At 64.7% G+C, this 22,914-nt stretch carries 20 protein-coding genes and 1 pseudogene; 7 read left to right on the top strand and 14 right to left on the bottom strand.

Annotation, left to right across the window (positions count from 1 at the left end):
• On the top strand, window positions 1-2,200 hold a 2,200-nt coding region (gene paoC, locus ASF22_RS18795; protein ID WP_082483817.1), incomplete at its 5' end, for an aldehyde oxidoreductase molybdenum-binding subunit PaoC.
• Between the two features lie 79 nt (window positions 2,201-2,279).
• Here the strand turns inward: paoC and ASF22_RS18790 are convergent.
• Together ASF22_RS18790 and ASF22_RS18785 are read right to left on the bottom strand one after the other, a co-directional pair.
• On the bottom strand, window positions 2,280-2,786 hold the full coding sequence (locus ASF22_RS18790; RefSeq protein ID WP_056267044.1) for a cupin domain-containing protein: 507 nt from the start codon (window positions 2,784-2,786) through the stop codon (window positions 2,280-2,282).
• Window positions 2,787-2,825: 39 nt separating this feature from the next.
• Entirely contained in the window at window positions 2,826-3,404 is a 579-nt protein-coding gene (locus ASF22_RS18785) for a glutathione peroxidase (protein ID WP_056267043.1), read from the bottom strand.
• A 254-nt stretch (window positions 3,405-3,658) separates the two neighbouring features.
• Here ASF22_RS18785 and ASF22_RS18780 point away from each other — a divergent pair, with 254 nt between their 5' ends.
• Together ASF22_RS18780 and ASF22_RS18775 are read left to right on the top strand one after the other, a co-directional pair.
• Window positions 3,659-4,156, top strand: coding sequence for a PRC-barrel domain-containing protein (locus tag ASF22_RS18780; RefSeq protein ID WP_056267040.1), 498 nt, complete (start codon window positions 3,659-3,661; stop codon window positions 4,154-4,156).
• A 484-nt stretch (window positions 4,157-4,640) separates the two neighbouring features.
• Window positions 4,641-4,925 (top strand): hypothetical protein, encoded by a 285-nt coding sequence (locus ASF22_RS18775; RefSeq protein ID WP_056267037.1) that lies wholly within the window; start codon window positions 4,641-4,643, stop codon window positions 4,923-4,925.
• Between the two features lie 273 nt (window positions 4,926-5,198).
• Here ASF22_RS18775 and ASF22_RS18770 read toward each other — a convergent pair whose 3' ends face one another.
• From ASF22_RS18770 to ASF22_RS25260, 3 genes are all read right to left on the bottom strand, one after another.
• Window positions 5,199-5,624 carry a cupin domain-containing protein gene (locus tag ASF22_RS18770; RefSeq protein WP_056172951.1) on the bottom strand — a complete coding sequence of 142 codons (426 nt, stop codon included), beginning with the start codon at window positions 5,622-5,624 and terminating at the stop codon, window positions 5,199-5,201.
• A gap of 98 nt (window positions 5,625-5,722) precedes the next feature.
• A complete protein-coding gene (locus tag ASF22_RS18765; RefSeq protein WP_056267036.1) occupies window positions 5,723-7,255 on the bottom strand; it encodes a porin in 1,533 nt (510 codons plus the stop codon).
• Complete coding sequence (locus ASF22_RS25260; RefSeq protein WP_277996074.1) at window positions 7,252-7,386, bottom strand: hypothetical protein; 135 nt, start codon at window positions 7,384-7,386, stop codon at window positions 7,252-7,254. Before ASF22_RS25260 ends, ASF22_RS18765 begins: the two co-directional genes overlap by 4 nt.
• 327 nt (window positions 7,387-7,713) lie before the next feature.
• On the opposite strand from ASF22_RS25260, the gene ASF22_RS18760 reads away from it, so the two are divergent.
• From ASF22_RS18760 to ASF22_RS18745, 4 genes and pseudogenes are all read left to right on the top strand, one after another.
• Window positions 7,714-7,977 carry a hypothetical protein gene (locus tag ASF22_RS18760; RefSeq protein ID WP_056172945.1) on the top strand — a complete coding sequence of 88 codons (264 nt, stop codon included), beginning with the start codon at window positions 7,714-7,716 and terminating at the stop codon, window positions 7,975-7,977.
• 301 nt (window positions 7,978-8,278) lie between these two features.
• Entirely contained in the window at window positions 8,279-8,542 is a 264-nt protein-coding gene (locus tag ASF22_RS18755) for a hypothetical protein (RefSeq protein WP_056172942.1), read from the top strand.
• Window positions 8,543-8,862: 320 nt separating this feature from the next.
• A complete protein-coding gene (locus ASF22_RS24170; protein ID WP_056172940.1) occupies window positions 8,863-9,567 on the top strand; it encodes a hypothetical protein in 705 nt (234 codons plus the stop codon).
• Window positions 9,485-9,976 (top strand): annotated as a pseudogene (locus ASF22_RS18745) (terminase family protein); the annotation flags it as partial. The gene ASF22_RS24170 and the pseudogene ASF22_RS18745, both read left to right, overlap by 83 nt.
• A gap of 234 nt (window positions 9,977-10,210) precedes the next feature.
• On the opposite strand, the gene qatD reads toward ASF22_RS18745, so the two are convergent.
• From qatD to ASF22_RS18710, 9 genes are all read right to left on the bottom strand, one after another.
• Window positions 10,211-10,936: a Qat anti-phage system TatD family nuclease QatD gene (gene qatD / locus ASF22_RS18740; RefSeq protein WP_056172938.1), complete on the bottom strand. Its 726-nt coding sequence runs from the start codon at window positions 10,934-10,936 to the stop codon at window positions 10,211-10,213.
• Entirely contained in the window at window positions 10,933-12,237 is a 1,305-nt protein-coding gene (gene qatC / locus ASF22_RS18735; RefSeq protein WP_056267033.1) for a Qat anti-phage system QueC-like protein QatC, read from the bottom strand. Before qatC ends, qatD begins: the two co-directional genes overlap by 4 nt.
• On the bottom strand, window positions 12,234-12,911 hold the full coding sequence (gene qatB / locus ASF22_RS18730) for a Qat anti-phage system associated protein QatB (protein ID WP_156630152.1): 678 nt from the start codon (window positions 12,909-12,911) through the stop codon (window positions 12,234-12,236). The genes qatC and qatB overlap by 4 nt, the downstream gene beginning before the upstream one ends.
• 212 nt (window positions 12,912-13,123) lie before the next feature.
• Entirely contained in the window at window positions 13,124-14,992 is a 1,869-nt protein-coding gene (locus ASF22_RS18725; protein WP_056172929.1) for a P-loop NTPase fold protein, read from the bottom strand.
• Between the two features lie 557 nt (window positions 14,993-15,549).
• Window positions 15,550-17,484: a TniQ family protein gene (locus tag ASF22_RS24165; protein ID WP_156630150.1), complete on the bottom strand. Its 1,935-nt coding sequence runs from the start codon at window positions 17,482-17,484 to the stop codon at window positions 15,550-15,552.
• Between the two features lie 15 nt (window positions 17,485-17,499).
• The gene (locus ASF22_RS18720; protein WP_156630148.1) at window positions 17,500-18,579 is read right to left on the bottom strand and encodes an ATP-binding protein; all 1,080 of its coding nucleotides are present in this window, start codon (window positions 18,577-18,579) and stop codon (window positions 17,500-17,502) included.
• Window positions 18,580-18,587: 8 nt separating this feature from the next.
• Window positions 18,588-20,693: a DDE-type integrase/transposase/recombinase gene (locus ASF22_RS18715; protein ID WP_082483815.1), complete on the bottom strand. Its 2,106-nt coding sequence runs from the start codon at window positions 20,691-20,693 to the stop codon at window positions 18,588-18,590.
• Complete coding sequence (locus tag ASF22_RS24160; protein ID WP_156630146.1) at window positions 20,690-21,064, bottom strand: hypothetical protein; 375 nt, start codon at window positions 21,062-21,064, stop codon at window positions 20,690-20,692. Before ASF22_RS24160 ends, ASF22_RS18715 begins: the two co-directional genes overlap by 4 nt.
• A 930-nt stretch (window positions 21,065-21,994) precedes the next feature.
• Window positions 21,995-22,822: a 3'-5' exonuclease gene (locus tag ASF22_RS18710; RefSeq protein ID WP_244473812.1), complete on the bottom strand. Its 828-nt coding sequence runs from the start codon at window positions 22,820-22,822 to the stop codon at window positions 21,995-21,997.
• Between the last annotated feature and the right edge of the window lie 92 nt (window positions 22,823-22,914).

Here is a 22,914-nt window from a genome sequence, read left to right as displayed (position 1 = left end):
CGGCCAGAACCCCATCGACCAGCTCAAGGTCGTCGGAAAGGCCACCGACCGGATCGACGGCAAGTACAAGACCACCGGCACCGCCCCCTACGCCTACGAGCGCCACGACGTGGCGGCGAACCAGGCCTACGGCTACGTGCTCGGCGCCGGGATCGCCAAGGGCCGTATCCGGGCGATCCACACGGAGGCGGCCAAGCGCGCCCCCGGCGTCCTCGCCATCGTCACCACCCTGGAGACGCCCCGCCTCGAACGCGGCACCATGAACGCCGCCTACCTGTTCGGCGGCGACCGGGTGCAGCACTACCACCAGGCCATCGCCGTGGTGGTCGCCGAGACCTTCGAGCAGGCCCGCGCGGCGGCCTTCCTGGTCAAGGTCGACTACGCCCCCGAGGCCGGCAAGTTCGACCTCGCCACCGAGGCGAAGGGCGCCCCCCCCGCGCCGGGCGACAGCGGCGAGGGCAGCGGCGGCGACGGCGTCGAGCGCGTCGGCGATTTCGAGGGCGCCTTCGCGTCGGCCCCGGTGCAGTTCGACGAGACCTACACCACCGCCGACGAGAGCCACGCCATGATGGAGCCGCACGCCACCGTGGCGGCCTGGGACGGCGACAAGGTCACCCTCTGGACCTCCAACCAGATGATCGGCTGGGGCCATGGCAGCATGGCCAAGATCCTGGGTATCCCGAAGGAGAACGTCCGGCTCGATTCGCCCTATGTCGGCGGCGGCTTCGGCGGCAAGCTGTTCGTGCGCGCCGACGCGGTGCTGGCGGCGCTGGGCGCCAAGGCGGCGGGGCGCCCGGTGAAGGTGGCGCTGACCCGGCCGCTCGTGGCCAACAACACCACCCACCGGCCCGCCACCATCCAGCGGGTGCGCATCGGCGCGACCAAGGACGGGACGATCACCGCCATCGCGCACGAGAGCACCTCCGGCAACCTGCCCGACGGCGATCCCGAGACGGCGGTGAACCAGACCAAGCTCCTCTACGGGGGTGCCAACCGCATGACCGCCATGAAGCTCGCCCATCTCGACCTGCCGGAGGGCAACGCCATGCGGGCGCCCGGCGAGGCGCCGGGCCTGATGGTGCTCGAAGTCGCCATGGACGAGATGGCGGAGAAGCTCGGGATGGACCCGGTGGCGTTCCGCATCCGCAACGACACCCAGACCGACCCGAACAAGCCCGGCCGCAAGTTCTCGCACCGCGACCTCGTCGGCTGCCTGACGCGCGGCGCGGAGACGTTCGGCTGGGCCAAGCGCAACCCGAAGCCGGGCTCGGTCCGGGACGGGCACTGGCTCGTCGGAATGGGCGTGGCCGCGGCCTTCCGCAACAACATGGTGATGAAGTCCGGCGCCCGCGTCCGGCTCGACGCCAAGGGCACCGTGACCGTCGAGACCGACATGACCGACATCGGCACCGGCAGCTACACCATCATCGCCCAGACGGCGGCCGAGATGATGGGCGTGCCCCTCGACCGCGTCGTGGTCCGGCTCGGCGATTCCGCCTTTCCGGTCGCGGCGGGCTCGGGCGGCCAGTGGGGCGCGAATTCCTCCACCTCCGGCGTCTACGCGGCCTGCGTGAAGCTGCGCGAGGCCGTGGCGCAGCGCCTCGGCATCAACTCGGACGATGCCGTCTTCGTGGACGGCGAGGTGCGGTCCGGCAACCGCGCCGTGCCGCTCGGCGAGGCGGCGCAGGCCGGCGCGCTGACGGGCGAGGACAGCATCGAGTTCGGCGACCTGTCGAAGACCTACCAGCAATCCACCTTCGGCGGGCATTTCGTCGAGGTGGGCGTCGATGTCGACACCGCGGAGGTGCGGGTGCGCCGGATGCTGGCGGTCTGCTCCGCCGGCCGCATTCTCAACCCGAAGACCGCCCGCAGCCAGGTGATCGGCGGGATGACCATGGGGACGGGCGCCGCCCTGATGGAGAAGCTCGACGTCGACACCAAGCGGGGCTTCTTCGCCAACCACGATCTCGCCGGCTACGAGGTCCCGGTCCACGCCGACATCCCGCACCAGGAGGTGATCTTCCTCGACGAGGTCGATCCGATCTCGTCGCCCATGAAGGCCAAGGGCGTGGGCGAACTCGGCATCTGCGGCGTCGGCGCCGCGGTGGCCAACGCCGTCTACAACGCCACGGGCATCCGGGTGCGGGACTACCCCATCACCCTCGACAAGCTCCTGGACCGGATGCCGGAAGCCGCCTGACCGGGCGGACGGGGGGACCCCTCCCCCGGGAGCCGCCCGACAGAGCGGACGGGGGAGCCCTCCCCCGTCCGCATCCGGCTCACGGGTGCTTGTGGATCGGATCGACCCACGGGACCGTCTCGGGGCGCTCGACGGGGTCGACATCCGTGATGTTGACCACCACCGCTTCGTTGTCCGAGCGCACCAGCACGCAGTGCAGGGGCTCGTCCGGGGAGGCGTTGATCTCCTGGTGCGGCACGTAGGGCGGCACGAAGATGAAGTCGCCGGGGCCGGCCTCGGCGACGTATTCGAGCCGGTCGCCCCAGCGCATCCGGGCGCGCCCCGAGAGCACGAAGATCACGCTCTCCAAGGCACCGTGGTGGTGCACGCCCGTCTTGGCGTCGGGCTCGATCGCCACGGTGCCGGCCCAGATCTTCTGGGCGCCGACGCGGGCGTGGTTGATGGCGGCCTGCCGGAACATGCCCGGCGTCTGCGCCGTGTTGGGGTCGAGCCTGTCGCCGGGGATCACCCGGATGCCGTCGTGCTTCCAGCGCGGGGCGGCGTCCCCCGGCGGGGACGCGTCGTGGTCTTGATCGTGGTCCTGCATCGCGAAACCTCCCTGGGGGTCGATCGAAGGGCCGGCCGCTCAGGCGGCAGGCAGTTCCCCCACGATGGCGGTGACGATGCGGGAATCCGTCGGCTCCATGGAATGCGGGAAGGCCGCGAGCAGGCTGCCGTCGCGGGCGACGAGGTACTTGTGGAAGTTCCAGCCCGGGGTGGCGCCGGGCTTCTCGGCCGCCGCCCAGCGGTAGAACGGATGGGCGGCGGGGCCCTTCACGTGGGTCTTGGCCACCACCGGGAAGGTGACGCCGTGGTTCTTGCGCGCCGCCTCCGCGATGGCGACACCGTCCAGGGTCTCCTGATTGCCGAAATCCGGCGACGGCACGGCGATCACCGTGAGGCCGCGGGCGCCGAACCGGGTCCACAGACCCTGAAGCCCGACGAACTGCCCGGCATAGCCGCAGGAGGTCGCGGTGTTCACGACGAGGATCGGCTTGCCGGCGAACTCCGCGAGGGCGAGGCCGCCGCCCTCGGGCTTCTCGAAGGTGAAGGCGCCCGCCCGGGTCTCGCCCGCCTGCGCGGCCCGCGCGCCGCCCGCCAGGGCCGCGCCGAGGAGGATCAGGGCCCGTCGGCGGGGCAGGGTCTCGCTGAGGAAGGACGGCATGGCGGGGCTCCCGGGGATTCGCGGCGCGGGGCACCCGCGCGGTCTCTCGATGTGAATCTAGGGCGCGAACGGCCCCCGTGTCTCGCGCCGATCGTCCCAGGTCGCGCCTTCGTGCATGCAGGGGATAGGGATCCGTGCGCGCGGGCGGAGCGATCCGTGCACGTGGGCGGAACCATCGGGCCGTCCCGAGCTTGAGCGTTCGACACGGCCCCACCCGGCCCCACACGCCCCTTGACCCGGAAAGACCAGCCTCCATGCGCAGCCTGTTGCTCGGCACCACCCTCCTCGTCGCCGGCACCCTCGGTGCCCTCGCGCAGGCGCCGGAGGCAACGGCGCCCGGCACGGCCCCGGTTCCGGCGGCCCCCGCCACCCTCGCCAACGACCTGCGCCCGACCTTCGTGGCGCAGAACCCCACCGACATGGTCACCTCGAAGCTCGTCGGACTGACGATCCAGAACGGCGCCAACGAGACCATCGGCGAGATCGCCGACGTGGTCCTCGACGAGAAGAGCACGGTGAAGTCGTGGGTGGTCGGCGTCGGCGGCTTCCTCGGCATCGGCACGAAGTACGTCGCCATCGACCCGAGCGCCCTCAAGCTCTCCCGCACCAACGACACCACCCTGAAGGCGACCATCGACACCAACAAGGATCAGCTCCGCGCCGCCCCCGAGTACATCTACCTCGGCAAGGCCAAGACCGATGCCAAGACCGATGCGAACACCAAGCCGGCCGAGCCCGCCAAGGCGCCGTAGGATCGAGATCCCCTTCGCGGGAAGCTGCGCAGGAGGGTTCCTCGGGCACGCATCGGGCGGGGATCGCATCCGGCGCATCGTCGACGGACCGTCTCGACGCGGCCCGATCGATCGGCCCGGACCACGCAGGTTCGTCCGGCCGGTGACGTCGTGGATCAGGCCCGTCCTTGGCCCGGACCTCGCATGAGCCTGGGCCGCCATCACGGCAGCCCGGCACCGCCGAGGGCGGAGGCGCCGCCGGTCGCAGGTCCGGTCCGCGCCGGACCAGGGTCCAGTCCAGCGAACGACGGGATCATCCGTTCTCCGGCAACGGAATTTCGATCCGACTTGGTTCGGTCCGACTCGCGGGCTTGGGCCGACTCGCGGGACTGCGCCGGCCGACGATACGGTCTGTCCGGCGCCCGTCAATGCAAGTATAGATCTTGACAAATCCGCATAAATTACTATATCTATCGGTGCCGTATTCATATCTCAGGCTATCACGATGTCCTCGGCCGACTTGGTCCCTGTCACGCCGCGGGATGAAGCCCTCGACATTCTCCGGCTCGTGGCGGCCGATGCTCCCGTCGCCACGCTGGCCCCCTATCTGCGCAGCCTGATGACCCACGACCATGAGCAGGCGTTCGCGATCATGCGCGGCTCGGGCAACGCGATGTCGGCCTCGCTCCAGCTCCTCACACTCCTGGAAGACCGGGGCCTAATCACCATGGAGGAGGTCTTCGCGGCCGAAGAGGCACGTCTCGCTACCGGTGACGCGCGCGGGGCCTGAGGGCGGACGAGCCCATGCCGCCCAAAAGACCGAGGCTCTCGGGAGTCGGGTCGCCGTTAGAAAGTTCGTCCCCATAGAGTTTGGAGACAGGGAACGGGGCGACGATCGTCAGGGCGCCGATCACGCGCATGGCGATGCGCCTCGTCCGCGTGGAGGGCCGACGCGGGCCTGGAGGATCCGGCCCCTGTGCGTCCGATCACGGTCCGCGCCATCGACGCGGACCGAGCGCCTCCCATGGTCGGCGTCGCACCGAACCTCACCCGCCGGACGCGTTCAATCCCGCTGGCGGATGAAGCTGTCCGGCGTGCCGGTGCCGGCCTCCACGAAGCGGATGTCGCGGGGTTCGCGCCGGGGGGTGTCGACGGAGAGGAACACCATCGGCTCCTCCAGGATCTCCGGCACCGAGTGGACCACGCCGCGCTTGAAGAACACCAGGGTGCCGGGGCCGACCTCGATGGCGGGCTCGTCGGCGAACTTCATGAGGCAGCGGCCCGACAGGGCGTAAAGGTACTCGTCGCAGGACGCGTGGCTGTGGGGCGGCGTCGGCCGGTAGACCCGGAACACCCGGGCGCTCGCCGCCGGATCGTCGGTGAAGCGGTGATCGGCCACCATGGTGTCGGCGGTCTCGGGCAGTTGGGCGGCATGCGCCGCGACGTCGAACACACCGTGGGCGGTGAGGGGGGTCGGGCTGTGGCTCATTGGGGGTCGTCCTCCGGCGGGGTCTGATTTTCGCCGGAGGGTACCGGGTTTCCGGGGCGCACCCAAGGGTGGGGGTCCGGCCCACCCTCGGCACGGCGTCAGTAATTCCACTGCAGCTGCCCGCGGAACAGGTGGCCTTCCGCTCGGCCGAGGCGGCGCTCGTCGGCCTCGCGGCGCTTCATCCGGGCATACGCCAGGGTGATCTCGAGGGGCTTGATCGGCTGGAACTCGACGCCGACCTCGACCTCGTCGGTGTCGAGGCGGGGCGCGTTGGTCGCCACCTTCCAGCCGCCCCCATAGGTCTGCCAGCGCGCGTAGGGCATGAACGGGCCGATGGGGGAATGGTCGACCCGGACCATGGCCTGGACGTAGCCGCCGCTGAGCGGCTTCTCCGCGATCATCCGGGTGACCACGTCGAATTCCGGGCCGCGCCCCCAGTTCCACTCGGCCTGGAGGCCGAAGGGTTGCGGATACAGGATGGCGTGAAGGCCGACGCGGGCATCGCTGAACGCCGCCGGGCTGACGCCGCCCGTGCGGATCTCGGGCTGGAACCGGTTGCGGTAGGCGGAAGCCCCGACCTCGAGGACCTGGCCCTCGAACGCCGCGCCCAGACCGTCGAGGGCGAAGGGCCACGTCGCCATGCCGGCCACCATGAGATCGTCGTTGCGTTCCGTCCGGTTGATGGTCTGGCCGTTGTAGATGCCGACGCCGAAGGCGCCGTAATTGCCGAACAGCTTCTGGCCGCCCTTGGCCAGCCGGTCCCAGAGTCCCTGGACGTGCGCCGGCGTGTAATAGGCGGTGATGCCGATGTCGCGCTCGCCCGGAATGGCGCTGTTGATGGCGTCCGAGCGGTCGAGGGTGAGACGGTTCTGCGAGGATTGCAGGTTCTCCCAGCCATACGGCACCTTCTGCTGGCCGAAGCGGATCTTGGTGCTGCGCCCCTCGTCGAGGAACACGTCGGCGAAGGCGTCGCGCAACTGGGCGAAGTTTCCGCGCCCCTCGGTGCCGGCCTGGTTGGCGACGTTCACGGCGAAATCCGGCTGGAGATAGATGAACACCCGCTCGTGGATGTCGCCCTGCAGGACGAGGCGCACCCGGCGGAAGGTGAAGTTGCCCCGCTCGGTGATGCCGCCGTCGTGGACGGAGCGCAGGCGCGACCGGCCGGCCGGCGTGGTGCCGTCCCCCGAGAGGATCTCGTTGACGCGCATCTGGGTGTAGCCGCGCAGGGACAAGCGCTCGAACCAGGTTTTCGGCGACCCGGCGGGCTTGGGGCCGTCCACCCCGGGCGGGGGCGGCAGCAGGGCGTCGATCCAGGTATCCGGTCGGTCGATGGCGAAGGCGGGCCGGTCCGCGTGGACGGCCCGCGTCGCCGCCGGAGGAGCGACGGCCGAGTCGACGGGCCGGCCCGCCGCCGGCCGAGTGCCGGCTTCGCTGCGATGCGCGACCCGGGCCGGGGCCGCCCGCGCGCCGCGGCCGGATTCGGCCTGCGCCTTGATCATCGCCTTGAGCTCGTCGATCTGGCGCTGCAGCTCCGCGACGGTCTGGGCCTGGGCCGGCGCCAGCGTCAGGACGCTCCATCCGAGGGTCGCCGCCAACAGGCCGAGCGTCGGCGCCAACAGACGTTGTCTCATCTCTCGATCCTTTGCATCTGCAGCATGCCGGCCGGCATCGGCGGCCCGTCGAACCCGAGCCGGCCGCGCGCATCGCCTGCACCCGCGGCGTCGAGGCATCGCCGCAGCAACGCCTCGACAAAGCGGTCCATGTTCGAAGCATAACCTTGCTGGGCGGCGCATTAGGCTTGGCGAATGACGCTGCCGTGACGCGAATATTCCGCGACAAGTCGGGATTACAACGTGATCTGTCTGCGTTCGCGCGATGCCGCCCGCCGCCCGACTTGCCGTGCACCATGGGGGGCGGCAAGTCGGACCGGGTGAAGACGGCTCCACGGAGCATTCCGCGCACGTCGGCTTAATCCATGGTGGCGCGTGCGTCGCGGCACCTTCAGAATGAAATCGAAGCCCTATGTTATTTTTCAGAAGCAACAGACAGACCGGAACGCCGGTTTGTCGCAGAAGCGGATTATAAGATAATGACAAAGACCCGTATCGCCGCCCTCGCCACCGCCGTTGTTCTTGGCGTTGCCTCGCTCTCCCCGGCCATGGCCTACGAGACGAAGGGTCGCTACACCGGCTTCCTTCCCCCCGAGGTCGAGACCACCGGTTCGGTCTATGCCCCGTCTCGCGTGCCGACCTATGGCGGCTGCGCCATGAGTTCGGCCGCCGAGGGCAACGCCAACCAGCAGAACTTCCCCGTGATGCAGTACGGCCAGACCTCGGGCGGAAACCGCTGCTGATCCGATCTCACACAAGTCAGCAACAGCAAGGTATAGACATGGTCCTGAAAAGCTTTTCCTACGGCATGATCGTCGCCTTCGCCGCCGGTCTGGCCTTCACCATCGTCGGCACCTCCCAGGCGATGATCGGGCTGTAACGACCGCTCCGGGCGAGCGACCGTCCTCGAGATTGCCCGGGGTGGCGCGTCGGCCGCGACATCCCGGAAGCAGAACGCGCACCTCACCTCTCCTCTTTTCAATCATCGGCCAATCGTCGGCCCTGGTCCGCAGCGCGGATCGTCCTGAACAGGATACTCAGATCATGACCAAGACCCGCATCGCCACCCTCGCCACCGCCGTTGTTCTTGGCGTTGCCTCGCTCTCTCCGGCCATGGCCTACGAGAAGAAGGGTCGTTACACCGGCTTCCTTCCCCCCGAGGTCGAGACCACCGGTTCGGTCTACGCCCCGTCCCGCGTGCCGGCCTACGGTGGCTGCGCCATGAGCTCGGCCGCCGAGGGCAACGCCAACCAGCAGAACTTCCCCGTGATGCAGTACGGCCAGACCTCCGGCGGAAACCGCTGCTGATCGGAGCCCGGAAGGCGACGCCCATGGTTCTGAAGGGGTTCTCCTACGTCATGATCGCGGCCTTCGCCGCTGGTCTGGCCTTCACCATAGTCGGCACCTCGCAGGCGATGATCGGCCTCTAGACTTTCGCCCCGGCCACGAGTCCGGCCTGCGAACAGGGATAGTGGAGCCCCGGCTCCACCATCCCTGAAGGCCGTTAAAGCGAGCCTCAATCATAAGATCTAAATCCCAAAAATAGGAATTTATGATTGACAGCGCGACGCTCCTGCGGTATCATTACCCCACGCTCAAGAAGTGTGGATGGAGAGGGGGCGGCGGCGATGAACCTCACCCCCGTCGATGCGGAGCGGAAGGCGCAGGCCGAAGCCCTGTTTCGCGAGACCGACAAGACCGTCCGGGAGATCGCGGCGGAAACGAAGCTTAGCGCCGCGACCCTCCGCAAATGGTGCCGCCAGGAGACCTGGCGCCCTCCCATCGCGAAGACCGCACCGGCGGCCTGGTCGCCCGCGCGCTGCGCCGCCCTGGCGCGGGTCGACCGCGCCTACGGGGTCACCCGCGCGGATCTCGCCGCCGTGCTCGGCCTGACCCGCCGCACGGCGCCGGCCTTGTTCTCGTCCTGCGGGCTGCCCGAGGCGGCGGAGGGGCCGCCCCCCGGCCCCGCCATCCTCCGGGTGGCCCTGCTCACCCACATCACCCGGCAGGTCGCGGCCTTCGACGTGGCCCTGAAGGAGGCGCCCCCCGGCCTCGACTCGGCCCGGGTGCTGCGCGACCTCGGCGGCCTCAAGCGCCTCCTCGACGACCTTGCCGCCGCCCCCAGGAGCGACCCCGATGCGACACGCGGCGCGCACACGGACGGCCCCGGCGACGCCGGCTCGGGCACCGACCCGGACGCAGAACGGGACACCGACCTGCCCGCCCTGCGCGCGCAGATCGCGCGGCGCTATGCGGCGTTCGTCGGCGAGCGGCCGGATGCCGGCTTTCCTGGAGAGCCTGCCGCCACATCTGATCCGGGCGCTCGCCCGTGACTGGCTCCACACGGCGCGGGCCGACCAGCTGCCCCCATGCCCGACACCTGCATGCCCGGAAGACGCCTGGACCACCTGGGCGGTGGTGGGCGGGCGCGGCTCGGGCAAGACCCGCACGGGGGCCGAATGGGTCCGGGCCCTGGCCCAGGGCGACCCGGCCTTCACCGCCCGGCCCGTGGGCCGCATCGCCCTCATCGGCGAGACCTTCGCGGATGTCCGCGACGTGATGATCGAGGGGCCGTCGGGGCTGCTGTCCCTGAACGGCCTGCGCCCGCGCTGGTCGCCCTCGCGCCGCCGCCTCGACTGGCCCAACGGCGCGGTGGGCCTCGCCTTCTCGGCCGAGGAACCCGATTCCCTGCGCGGCCCGCAATTCGGCGCCGCCTGGTCCGACGAGATCGCCAAGTGGCGCTACGCCGATGTAGGGGCTGTAATAATTTACCGCAGAAGATGGGGTAAACCGCCGCAATTTCGGAAATAGCTTACCGCAATCAAAGCAAACACCATAGATCTCCGCGATAAATCTACCGCAATTTTGCGCACCCCCAAAGGAATGCGGCTCACCGCGGACCATGCCGGCTTCGTTGAAACCGCCGCGAAAACCTATGTCGAAGACCTTGGAGCTGCTCGTTCCAGTGCGCTGGGATCAAATCACCAAGCGGCGCAGGTTATCACTCATGAGGGCTTCCACTGCCGAGAGCGGCATGTCCCAGAGATCCGCGAGAATCGGAATGACGAGTTCGCAGTCCCAGGGCGTGAGAGGTTTGCCGCGTGATTGCCCGAATGGCCCGTCTGTTTCAGGCAAGACACGGTCGCGAGGCATGCCGGCAGCAAGGAGGCGCCCCTTCTTGGAATTCAACATTGCGGGACCGACGCTGAACCAGCATCCGAGACCCGATGCCCGGACCATTTCGTCCGGTGTTCCACCGAACCAGTGCATGACCGGCGTCCCGATGGGGCCGGCCTGCTCGATCTCGTCGAGGACTGCTTGGACCGCCATTCTTGAATGAAGGCTGATGACCCGCCCCCCCTGGTCGCAGCAGGCCTTGAAGATGGTCCGCAACACATTTCGCTGGGTTGCGAACGTTCCCCAGTGCTGCGGGGAGCCGTCAAGGCCGACCTCGCCAACGTAGCGTGTGCGCAACAAGGCAGCGCAAACCAGCCCAACCTCTGCATGCCTCTCCCCAACGAGCTCGGGGTGCAGCCCGACCGCCACCCGGATGCGCCGATTCGATCCAACGAAGCGCAAATTGCCTTCGAAGGCTCTCGGTGTGGTCGTGACGGCAAGGACGTACATGCCCCTCTTCGCCACCTCTGCGACCACCTTCGCCGGCTCCGGGTAGAGATCGAGATGGCAGTGGAAATCAATCACAGAAGGCCCGCGGCGAGCATGAAGGCCTTGATCTCAAGTAAGCCCCGGATGGCGACCTGACGGCAAGCCTCCGCCTCGGGGACGGTCGACGCCGGAATGGCCGACCCAATCCAGCGGCGGGCGCCGCGGCGGTCCAATGTGTCGATGGCGCCAAGGCACTGCATAACATCGTCGTACCGGCTGAAGGCCAGGTCCGTGAACGCGCCACCCAGACCTGGATGCCTGTAAGGGGGCATCGTCGTATCCGCAGCCAGCGTCCCGCCATGCCTTAGGAACGCGGACCGACGTACCAGGCACGGGAGGCACTGGCCGCAATGCCCGTTGATGCGGCCGCCGCGGCCGCAACTCATTGAGCTTGGCGCCAGACGCGAGATCAGCGCTTGGTCGGAACATTCCAGCATCATCTCGCCCTTGGTCTTGTGCCGATAGGGATTGACCAGCCTCACCCTTAACCCAAGCCCGTCGATGACGGCCTGCAGGCCGGCGAGGAACCGGGGATGGGTGGTGCGTGTGCTCAGGCTCCCCGAACGCAGGTGCGTCAGTGGGACGTTGAGGCTGATGAAGCCGTTCTCGGGGACGACGAGATCGACGACCTCCCCTGCTAGGTACCTATCCAGCGTGGTGGCAGCGAGGACGCCAAACGCCAGAAAGGCGAGCGAGCGGGGACGTTGCGAGATCTCGGGTGCAGTGTGCCTCACGCGCGCGTTGTGGTTCAGAGATAGGACATGCTGGCGGGCTCCGACGGCTTCGGCGAAATCCGCTTGCTTGCGGCAGTCGCCCTTGACGCGATTGCTGACGAAGATCGGCCTCTCGCCGCTGGCGGCCAAGTCGATGGCCCCGATGAGGCTGTCGAGGCCACCGGAGAGCAGCGACACGCACGTCTCCGGCCGGTTGCCGACGGTGTGGGCGGGCGGGCGCGGCTGCACGCCATCCGGCAGGAAGGCCAGGGACCACACGTCCCCGGTGAGGAAGCCCAGCGTATCCCTCACCGTCGGCAACATCGCCATCCAGCGCGCTGGGTCCGTGACCGAGACCGTGAGTTCGATTTGCCTGGTCCAACCATCCTCACTTACGGCGGCGCGGTTGACGTACCTATCGGCACCGATGACGGCGAGCGCTACCGCCGCCAGGTCCCATGCCGCCGCGACGGGCGACCGGCCCAGCGCCTTGTGGGTCTCCCGGATGAGTCCCGTCCCGACGCTGCCGTCGAGACCGGCGGGGGCACCCTCGAAAAGAGCGAGACGCGCGTTGACGCGTAGGCCTGCGGACCCGACGCGGTTGGGTAGGACAGCGACCCTCATTCCATCCATCCTTCGTAGACGTCGAAGACCAGGGAGGTGACCTCCTTCGCAATGGCAGCAGCGTTGCTGCGGTCGACGTTGCGTCCTGCCGCCGTCAACTGCCCGTACTGCTCGCGGAAGCTCTCGCGCACGAAGTCGCGGATCTCATAGCGGCGGTCGTTGAAGACCTTGGCGTCGCCGAAAGCCCCACGCTGAAGGCCAGCCCCCAAGTCGAGCATGATGTCCTCGAACACGTGGTAGGCCACAGTTCGAAGCCAGACCTCCTGCGTGTGCTCGACCGGCATCGCGAGTGGGTCGGTACCGGGATTTTCAGCCAGTACCTCACTGAGCGCCTCATTGACCGCCTCACGGCCCGCGGCGTCGTCCAGCGTCGTATCGTTCCGGCAGATCACATCGACGAGGGCGTCGATGACGTCGTCCATGGGAGCCCCGGCGACGGTGGCGGGGTCGAAGCCGAGGTCCTGCTGCGTGACACTGCCGTCTGCAAGTCCGCTCAAGACATCGTAGGCGCGTCCGGCCGAAGTCGCCGCTTGTCCCATCCGCGCGGAGGCGGTGCGCCCGCCGCGGTAGCCCTTGCCGACGTAGCTGCCGAGCCCGGCCCTCAGCCTTTCCTTGTCGCCTGACGAAACGTATGCGCCGACTCCGCGCCGCGCCTCTTGGAAGCGCTTAGGCACCGCCGTACCTGGCGGTGGCGGCACCGAAGGCTGCGAAAGCAGGGGCGGCGTCCCCGGTACCGGAAGAGATGGCGCCTGTGGGCTCGGGCCACCGCTGGGCGCGACCGAACCAGATGGGACGGCTGATGGGGGCACGCCGGGCGGCGTGTCGAGCCAAGGAGGGACTAGGCCGACACCCTTCCCCGGTCCCGTGCTCGATTTCGAGGTTCCCATCAGACCTTCACCTTCCTAGGTGCCAAGATCCTTTTCATCTGGTCTGGCATGTCGCTGCGGCCGCGCCATTCGGTGACCACTTCGCCTCCCCAGGTCGTGTCGCGGATGCGCGGCACTATGGGCGGTCGGAGCGCGGCGCTGTCGAGGTTCGATAGGAAGACGACGAGGCGCTTGGCGGCATCGAGGTCGGCTTCCGCCACCATCGCGAGGCCCCATAGAATGTCGGGGGTCCCCCACTCGGCCTCCGAGGCCGCCCGTTCCATGAGCTTGCCCACGAGGAACGACTTCTCGTCCGGGATGAGCCTCGTGAAGCGAGCGCGTAAATCTGCCGTTGGCTTCAGCCTCAGCGAGACTGCCTCCGCCAGGATGTCCTGCGCCTCTTTCGAAACCCGATCGTCTGCCGAAATGATGGGGAGGCTCTCACGGCCGACATGGATAGCGCCGCGGAGGTCCACTCCGGACAACGGCGGGTCGAGCTTGAGCCAGTCCATCACGAAAGTGCGATCTGCCGACCATGCGTCCTTGTCCTCGGGTAGATCGCCGCCACCCCGCACGACGCGCTCCGCCATGCGCAGGTTCTCCGACTTACCATCGACCGCCTGCGTGACCGATTGAACGAGGAACTCGAATGAGGCAGGCGCCGCGCAGCGCTCAAACAGCAAAATCTTAGCCAGTACGGCGCCGTCGACCGGGATGCTCTGCGCCGCCGCCAACTTTCGCCGAATGGAAAGCGTGTTGAGGAACCGCTTGATAAGGCGAGGGTTGCCCGCGATCTTGCGAGACGTGGCCATCTGCTTAGCGAGACGATCCGCTAAGGCGAATTCCGACTTCAGGGTAGTGGAGCACCCCTCAATTTGCTCGGCGACGAACGCGGCATCGACCGAAAGCCCTTTCCAGCTCGCCGCCAGCCTATCGTTCACAGCCTCCCTGACTCGACGCTTCGGATCGGCGTCGAGTTCGGCGTTCTCGGTTAATAGGAGGAGAAGGTAAGCGCGGACCTCGTTGATGCCGAGCGGCGGAACGCGAAGCGGAACCTGGATGAGTTTATCAAAATAGCTGACGACCAGGTCATCGTCGAGGCGCGCTTCCTTGAAGTGGATGCGAACCGCCTCTTTGATCATCTTGTCGTCGGCCGCGATGACGAATGCGGTCCTGTCCATGAACAGGAATAGCCTCATGGCTTCGAGCGTACCGATGACCGTCGACGGCAAACATCGGTCGAGGTCGTCGACGAACACCACAAGCGTGACGTCGAGCTCCTCCAATGCCTTCTTGAAGTGCTCGCGGAAGGCATGGATCGCCTGAGGGGGCGTCTCGGGAGCCTTCTTGGGCTTGATCAGGGCCTTGGCTTCGTCCTTGTGCTCCTTGGCGAAATCCTTGGCCTCGCCGAGATCCTGCTTGGATATTTCTCCATCTGTGAGATGCTCCCAGAGGCTCTCCAATCCCTTGGTGAATGCGCCGAAGGGAACACCGCCCGAAGCGTAGGTCGCTGCCGCCTCCGCACCGTACCTTGCCACTCTGAAGAAATCGATCCGCGATCCAAGTTCCTTGATGCGGCCTACGACATCCTTATTGCCTTCGGCGTGCTTAAGGAGCGTCCGCGCAATCTCCTCCATCAACGCCGCCTTAGCGTCGTCGTGCCCCTGGTAGAGCCAGGCGTTAAAAGTAAGGAATACGAGTTTCTTCGACGACCTACCTTCGAGGTCGGAGGCGATCAACTTGACCATAGAGGACTTGCCAACGCCCCAGCCGCCCGAGATGCCGATGCTAAGCGGTTTCCCTCCAGCGTCGAGGATCATCTGCCCCGCGAGGTTGGCCATGACCCGGAAATTTAGAAAATCCTGGTCGGTCTCGACGTCTGACCACATAACGCTCTGCCAATCTTGAGTTGCAGATGATTATGGAAAGTTCCGTCAAGACGAGCAAGCGCCCGTAGCTGTTTACCCCCCGCTTGTTCACCTAATTGGGCCAGGACACTCGGCTTTTGCCACCGAATTCAGGTAGCTAAACGTAGGGTATCCGGAACTCCGCCAGGGAAGATTACATCAGCGCTTTTATTTGCTACGATATTATGAGGCATGACAAGCTAGGAACGGACCGCTGCTCTTGCCAAATCTTTGCATATGGAAATCGAATTTTCTAAGTCTCTGAGTATTGGAACGTTGCTTCTCAGACGAATTATCTCCCTGGGAGCAAAATAGCGATTTTAAGCTATAGCCCAACAAGTGCCCAGACATGCGTTTTGCACCGGCCTAGGCTATGATAGGCAAGGACAGAGCCTTTAATCAGCGCAGCGCAATACCGGCAAGACGCTACATCTGAGTAGAATTAGGTAGACGGCGTTCAGGCGGCACTTCGCCGGGCGCAACTTAAGATGCTGGAGCCATACGTCAAAGCCTGATCAATAGCCATCAGGCACCTCCGATTAACCTGACTTCTTATGATTATCTTGCGTCAGCATATGGCAATTACGCGATGATTGGGGAACTGTCTGCTGTCGCCCACGGCCGGGACGGGTACGAACCGTACAAGACCTTCGGCTGCTCGGACGTGCGTCGCCCTTGTTTGAATATCCTAGTATGAATGGAGCTCTGGCGTAAAACAACCTCCCGTCTGGGCAGGCGATGGACGGCTGTACCCCAGATTTTTCCAGGGCACGAACGATGGCACTCGCCGATGTTCCGCGCGACCGAGCCATTTCGGCCGCTGAGATATAGGCGGCTTCGAAACGTGCCCATTCGCGACGCGGTACGACGCGACGCCTTCTGTTTCTGAACCCCGCCGGCACGACCGACACTGTTAAATGGCCGGAACGCACGAGGGTATCCGCCGCCGAACGGCTACCGAGTTCGCCGACGATATCTCTCCAGGGCATGAGATCGTGGTCGAGGCAATTATGCAGCGCGAGGACGTCTGCCGTGTCGACCAGCACCGCCGACAATCCCTCGCCCCCGCTTAGCCTGCCTGTAGGAATGAGAGCACCATCCAAAATCGCGGCGATGATTTCGCCCGTCGAGGACATCGCTGAGCGAACGGCCGACGGGAGCGGCGCGGAACCGGCGTGAGGACGAACCATGGTCCGCAAGCCTCCCATGACCATCTCGCGCAGGCGTAGGATGTCAGCCTTCCGGAACCGGTCCTCCCTGGCACCCGTGGCCTGTCCGTCCAATGCCTTGGGCAGGCAACCGGCCTTCACGATTGAGGCGAACGCAGCCGGAGGCAGCCCGAGGATTTTGCGGGCGTCTCGGCCCCAAACAGTTGCCGCGGCCAAGTCGGCTGCACTTTCGACCTCGGAGCTGGAAAATAGTGGTAATTGGCCTGCGACATGGCGCGGCCGTGCACCCGCGGACCAAAGCAGCCGGCCGGCAAGTGGCTTTTCAACCGCCAAGCGCTCGGCTGCCTGTGCGAGGGTGTAGATGTTTTGGCGCCGAACGGCGGAGCCGAGGATCGACTGCCCCTGCGGGATCGGAAGGTTTGCGAGCGCATGTTCTCGGACGAGCCCACGGATCTCGTCGAAGGCCGGATCGATCTCCTCGGAGGACAGCATCGTGTAGAGACGGCCATATACGGCGTTCGGGAGCAGGTGGTCTCGCACGGCGGGCGCGTTCCGGACCAAATCATCTAGGTGGGCGAGGAACGACGCAACGCCACCGGCGAACGGTCCAAAGCCGAATGAAAGCAAGTCGGCCTTGTCCACCCGGCAGATCTCACGTTGGCCCCAGCGACGCCCGTCGGCAGCCGCTCCAACAACTTCGAGAATCTCCACTGCACGAGAGATCGGAAGTTGGTCGAGCAAGTCCAGCGGGCGGGAGGGTGAAAGGCCTAAACGTCCCAGGATATAATCCTCGCCAGCCGTCCGCGTCCGCGGCGTGACCTCGGCGGGAAAGCCCTGAGTGGTGCGTGCAGCCCGGACGGCCTCGATCCCTCCGGAAACCAACACTCCCCCATGGATATGGCATCGACGCAGGGGGAGCACGTCCCACCATGTTCGGTGCCAAACGGTTCCCGCCGAGCCTCCTTCCGAAAGGTCCTCCCGCAGGCAATCGACGCAGACGCGCGGACGCAGGCACGACCAGTGGTTCCGGTCGAGCACGCGACCGCGCAGCGAGACCTGTCCGTCAGCTAAGACGAACGTAGCGGCACTGACCTCGCTCAGCACCTGCCCTGCGAGGACTGCGACGGTCTCGACAAGCTTCCCGTCGAGCAATGCTCGATGACTCAGGCCGAGCTCCCCCGCAAAGGCCATCCGCGACGTAGCGCTGAGGCGATCGGCCATCCGCCCGAACAAGGCGTAGGCCGGCTCCCCGGATCGAAAGGGCACCCGCAGCGGCAAACGGGCGATGTGGATGTCCTTGCCCAAGCAATCTCACTCCGCTCATTTTGCGAACGATGGTTCCCGCGTCTGGCCCTTCCCTCGCCCGCTCATCTTCGGCTGCGCGACCGCTGCCTGGAGGATCTCCGCTTGAGGAACCGTAGGGACCGGCAAGGATGTAGGAGGTGTACAAAGCCTGCTCGCCACCTCGGGCATCTTCATCAAGAACGGATTTTCTCTATCGCCGAGACGCTTCCAGCGCTCGTAGGTTACCGATAGTGCCTCACTGATGTCGGGGTCGCCGGCCATGAATGCCATCTCAGCCGCGTCCTTCAGGAGACGACGGACCATCTGACCGTAGAAGCCGCCTGTCGCCAGTTGGAAACGTGGAGCCATTTCGGCCAGTCCGCTTTTCCGGCCAAAATGGATACCCGACAGCTCCTCGTCGTATTTATCTAGGAACGCTGCGAGTTCGTCCTTATCCGTGGGCCATGCGAACGGCTGCATTGCAAGTTTCCGCCCGCGGCCTTCGAATTGCTCCCAACGGTGGAAGAAACTCATTACTGAAGGTTCGCCGGCGATGATCCATTGGAAAGGCGCCTTGTTAATTTGTGTCTTAATATTCTCCGACGCGATTTTCTCTTTGTCCTCGTTCCGGCTTTGGTTTACCCTGACGAAGCTGTTCACAACATGCTGGAACTCGTCAATTTTGATGACCTTCAGCCCCCTCGCAATCCCGATCTTCGTGAAGCGATCAAGCAGCATGGGCTCCGAATCCCGTGCCGGGACGGCATAGCCGAGCACCTTTTCGAGCAGCCTGGCAGCAAGCGCCTTTGTGTGGCCTGGCGATGGTGCATCGATTGAGATCACCGGAAGCGGGTCAACGAGCGGCCCATAATCCTGTGTGAACTCCGATGCGAGGAGGTTACGCTCAAGCAGCCAGCTCTTGCCGGATCCGGACCGTCCCCCCACTACAAGACACGACCCCTCCCCCCGCCGGGCACGCCGCCGAAGCCATTCTAGTTCCCTCACGCCTTGATCAAAGTTCGTGGTGGGAACGTGGATGTGTCCAACCGCAACCATGAAAGCATCGAGCTCGGCTGCCTTACCGGCTTCGTTCCAGTCGATTTTCTGATCCGTCATGGAGCCCCTCACGCATACTTTGTCGAGCGCACGGCCACCGAAGCCGTGGCGATGGGCGAAGATTGAAGGACCGCCGTCGGCTTCTTAGGCGCCATCGTCGCTGCCGGCGGGACACCGGCTTGTTCCTCCGCAAGCCTGGCCGCCTTTCGGACCTGGGCCTCCTCCTTAGCCGCCCGCTCGGCGAACTTAGCCTCACCCTTAGTGAGCTTCTCGCCGGCGAGGTCGTTTTCTCGTGCGACCCGCATCAGCTCCTTACGAGCCTCGAACATAGTCTCGCGCCGCAGGCGCTCGCCCTCCGGAGTGCGTTCACGGCCGCGATTGCGGACACGCTCCCACATGTCGAGGTCAATGCCTTGAACGAGATCCTTGTCGTCGATCTCCGCCACGTGACGGATAACCTTCGTCTCTGTCTCCGTCTCCGTCTCTTCGATCACCTCCACCGTAAGCAGGTTCAGGGGGTCAATCATGACAGGGAACTTCCTCCCAGTTCCATATTTACGATGTAACCCGGCAAGCTCATCTGAATGCCAGAACAACCCGAGGTACTCGATGCCACTATCCTTGACTGGCTTGTGGAGGACCTTCCTTGTTAAAACCTCGATATCCTTCACGTCGGGTGGTATGCCGACGCCGAATTGAGCGAGCTCGTCCCAGACCTCGGCCGGCGTCCGCCAAAAGAGGCCCCTGTGGGGGCGGTGGTGATGGATGCCAGCCACCCACTTGTCGAACATGTTCTCGATCACAGGGAATGTAAGCGTGGCGTTACCCTCGGAGTCGTAGTCACCTCTATCGACGGTACTTGAAAAGGTTCTTCCCGGCTGCGCCGCGAAGTCCTGTTGTACTTCGCGGAAGAATCGCTCAACTCGTCCGCGCTCCCACGGGCGGTGGCGTCCCATATGCCTCACTTCAAAATTCAACGAGGCGGCGGCAACCTTCAGACTCAGACTGTGGAAGTCTTTGCCGTTGTCGACATGCACAACCTTGGGAAGGCCGAAGCATGGGTTGGCGACCGTAAGCTCTCCCAATTGCACGTCCGCCTTCTGTGACAGCATATTGCGGAGACAGCGCATCACTGAGACATAAGACGGTGGATCGAGTGAGAGAGACCGACCTACCACGCAGCGGGAGGCCTGGCATATTGCGACCGTGACCCAGACACGTCCGGCAATCCCCTTCTTCAGCTCGGGAGCATCATCCTCCGACTCAAGCGGGATGCCGGTCCGCTCCCGAACAGCGATGATGTCGAGGAGGGCATGGTCAATCTCCACGATTTCCATCAACTTCTTAGGCGACTTTCGCCTACGCTTCGGCGAAAACCTCTCTCGCGCGACTTTGGCGCCCTCTCGCAGATAGCATTTCTCAGCTTCATCGAATTCCTGGTCGATGATGCGGTAAAGCTGGGCCACAGTCGGCGCTACGTCGTTCGTGCCGAACTTTTTATTGTGCGCATCGATTAGGTCGAGCACGTGAGTATGAAGAGTGGGCACGCTGCAGGTGCTGTCCCGGACTAAGTAAAAGTCTCGCACGCAATCAAAAACGATCTTCATGACGGCAGGGACGTGCCTAGTCGGCTTACGACCTTTTAGATGGTCGAGTCGGACGAGCGCCGAGGGCTTCTTGCCAGACCTTTCCCAGCGTCGGAACCAGTCACGTAGGGTGGACCCTCCTGGGTTGTGCTCATCTCTGACACCCCAGCGACGGAGCACCATAGCGACGATCCGGGCGGCTTGGTCGTATTTTCTATCGGACCTTCCGAAGAGCCGTCGGCCCTTACGGTTGCCGGCCTTGAGCCTCAAGTCGGCAAGGCGGTCGAGAGCCCTGCAATACTGCCATCGACGGATCGCTTCGTCCTGCTGAGGATCAGGGAGTTCGTTTAGGTCATAGCGGATCCGCTCACGGACACCTTTCGGAAGGCCCGGATGGATCTGAGGCGGTATCTTAAAAGCGCGCTTGAAGAAGGCGTTTTGCAGTTCAGCCGCGCCGACCGTCCTAGTTTCGCCATCCACTGAGCTGCGAAATACGTAGCCCGCATCCTCGCGTGCCATGAACACGTAAGAGACGCCGTAGAGTTCGACGCGAACGTTCAGTTGCAAGTTTGGGAAGGGTATTTTCATGGACGAACCTCCCTACATTCGGATCGGGTGCCGCGTCGCGCGGCGGCCAGGAGCATGGCAATGGCGCGATGTGGCCGAGCTACGTGCCGTTCGGTCCAGACGACGAAGGGTATGCCGCGTGCCGCTAAATTCGCTTTGATGAGACGGTGACGTGTTCTGATCTTCGGCCGGCGGGCAATGTCGGCCGGCTTTATTTCAAGCAACACCCTTCCGTAGACGGTAATAACGCTGAAGTCGGCCGTGTACCGACGTATCCGCTCTCCATCGAACCATCGCTCGGCAGGCGGCTGCTCTAGGTAGGCTAGTATCTCACGCCTTTCTTCGAGTAACGCGGCGGCGTTCCGTTCGCCCAGCGACTCGAACTCGATCATTCGCCCGTTCTTTGAGGAAGGGAAAAGGCCGCGAACACCAACTCCCGACGGCGTCACCAACCTGCGTCCGCGGCGGGGACCGAGCAAAGACGCGATAGAGATGCGTCGCCTCGGGCTTTCCGGCTTATCAGTGCTGCTGAGATGCGGGTGTTCCATTGATTAACCCGCCTGCTGATAGCAATGAGGGCAAGAGTGGGAAGCACTCGGAGCCTGGGATATGACCGTAGGCTCACGCTGCTGGACAGCGAATGGGGTGCTGACGAGCAGCCTTCGCATATTGTAGGCAGCGAGCGTCTCTTCGTGGGATAGCCGAAGCATGGCCGGCGCGACATCATGGGATCTGAGAACCAAACCGGCCGCATCGAAGCTCACAACCGAGTAATCCTTCTCATCGAACCGAAGCGTTGCGTTCACGGGAATTAGTACAATTGGATGCATCGGCCATTCGGTCCTGACGGTAGAGTAAAGGGGCCCAACCCGCTCACCACCACGGCGATGGCAGGACAATCGAACGTGTACCGAGGATTAATCCAAAAGAGTTTAGATCTGGTGCGCTAAGCCGCTCGATAAGGGCATCAGGCGCTTACCCCCGGCGCTGGTTGGGCTCAGTGCTAACAAATAGCTTCCTTAAAAAGCAGCTCTCCTAAACATATGGTGCGGTCAAGGCAGGAAATCGCCGCTCAGACTTCATGATTTGGATTTCCTGAGAGAATTTGATTAAGTATTTAAATCTACTATCCCTTACAATATACAACCGGCAGCACGACAGGTATCTATGTAGCCTCAAGGACATCGACATCCTCGCTAGACTTTTCCGGAGACTGATTATTGAGACGCGGTATGCGTGAATGATATTTTTTCAGTTTATAAATTACGGAATTTCTAGTCTATCGGCCATTGGAATTGCAATCCAGGACTCTTTCAGTTGTCTTAATCGCAGGTAGCGTCCGTTCCGCTTTTGAGCATGCCGATAGTGTCGGCCATACACCTTCGCCGAGCAGTACTTCCAACGAAGGCAGGGCAATCCTTGGACGCGAGGGTCCAGGCGTCGAGGAACCGAGCAAAATGAGGTCGAACTAGCCCCTCCTTTGCTAAGTAGGATATCAGGTCGGAGACGGCGCGGTCATGGGCCTCTGCGCTAATACGGCCGGTGAGATAGCTCCAGCGGAAGTACAGTACGACCAGGTTCAGGGTGTCGGTTTCACAATAGTTGCGGACACGCCCAATTTCGCCGGCCTCCACCAACTCGGCCACGCGGGAACCGTGCTCACCGAGTTTTCCTGGCAGCCCGATAACGGCCGCCCCTTCGTCCAGCGTGAGCTTGGACGACGCGCCGAAGTCGGCCATGGACTGCATAACGTCGGCATGCCAATCGACGGCGTACCGATAACCGTAGCCGGCCCAGCGAGTGCCCCTACGGTACCAGGCGGGCGTGGCGATGCCGTGGCGCATGGAACGCAGGAGGAGCGTCGGGATGTCGAATCCCTGGCCGTTCCACGTCACGACCCTGAAACGACCAGCCTCGAAATGTTTCCAGAATGCGCGGAGCAAGCGCTCCTCGCTCCAGCCCGCCTCACCACCGCTGCGGCAGGAGCGAATATGGAATTCCTCGGTGCCATTAGATGGATCCCGATGGATACCGGCTTCGACAACGCTGATCGCCACGATCTTGTGCCACGCGGTCTTGGGGAATTTCTCTCCCCAATCGGCGGGCAGCAGCTCGGTGTCGACGACGGTTTCGATGTCGAGCGCCAGCAAGGCGTCATGCGGGGCGGCGTTGTCGCCGGGACGAGACTTAGGGCCGCAATCGCCGTTGTACCGCGGCTGCCCCCTCCGCTCGGGTACCCCCT

Source organism: Methylobacterium sp. Leaf87, assembly GCF_001422775.1.
Lineage (GTDB): Bacteria > Pseudomonadota > Alphaproteobacteria > Rhizobiales > Beijerinckiaceae > Methylobacterium.
The sequence above is the reverse complement of the archived record's forward strand: the minus strand, read 5'-3'. Positions and strand labels throughout refer to the sequence as shown.

Bases quoted from the DNA above. Each gene is read 5' to 3' on its own strand.
- ASF22_RS18790 (WP_056267044.1), bottom strand. From the start codon at position 2,786: ATGCAGGACCACGATCAAGACCACGACGCGTCCCCGCCGGGGGACGCC.
- ASF22_RS18785 (WP_056267043.1), bottom strand. From the start codon at position 3,404: ATGCCGTCCTTCCTCAGCGAGACCCTGCCCCGCCGACGGGCCCTGATC.
- ASF22_RS18780 (WP_056267040.1), top strand. From the start codon at position 3,659: ATGCGCAGCCTGTTGCTCGGCACCACCCTCCTCGTCGCCGGCACCCTC.
- ASF22_RS18775 (WP_056267037.1), top strand. From the start codon at position 4,641: ATGTCCTCGGCCGACTTGGTCCCTGTCACGCCGCGGGATGAAGCCCTC.
- ASF22_RS18770 (WP_056172951.1), bottom strand. From the start codon at position 5,624: ATGAGCCACAGCCCGACCCCCCTCACCGCCCACGGTGTGTTCGACGTC.
- ASF22_RS18765 (WP_056267036.1), bottom strand. From the start codon at position 7,255: ATGAGACAACGTCTGTTGGCGCCGACGCTCGGCCTGTTGGCGGCGACC.
- ASF22_RS25260 (WP_277996074.1), bottom strand. From the start codon at position 7,386: ATGGACCGCTTTGTCGAGGCGTTGCTGCGGCGATGCCTCGACGCCGCG.
- ASF22_RS18760 (WP_056172945.1), top strand. From the start codon at position 7,714: ATGACAAAGACCCGTATCGCCGCCCTCGCCACCGCCGTTGTTCTTGGC.
- ASF22_RS18755 (WP_056172942.1), top strand. From the start codon at position 8,279: ATGACCAAGACCCGCATCGCCACCCTCGCCACCGCCGTTGTTCTTGGC.
- ASF22_RS24170 (WP_056172940.1), top strand. From the start codon at position 8,863: ATGAACCTCACCCCCGTCGATGCGGAGCGGAAGGCGCAGGCCGAAGCC.
- qatC (WP_056267033.1), bottom strand. From the start codon at position 12,237: ATGAGGGTCGCTGTCCTACCCAACCGCGTCGGGTCCGCAGGCCTACGC.
- ASF22_RS18725 (WP_056172929.1), bottom strand. From the start codon at position 14,992: ATGTGGTCAGACGTCGAGACCGACCAGGATTTTCTAAATTTCCGGGTC.
- ASF22_RS18720 (WP_156630148.1), bottom strand. From the start codon at position 18,579: ATGACGGATCAGAAAATCGACTGGAACGAAGCCGGTAAGGCAGCCGAG.
- ASF22_RS18715 (WP_082483815.1), bottom strand. From the start codon at position 20,693: ATGAAAATACCCTTCCCAAACTTGCAACTGAACGTTCGCGTCGAACTC.
- ASF22_RS24160 (WP_156630146.1), bottom strand. From the start codon at position 21,064: ATGATCGAGTTCGAGTCGCTGGGCGAACGGAACGCCGCCGCGTTACTC.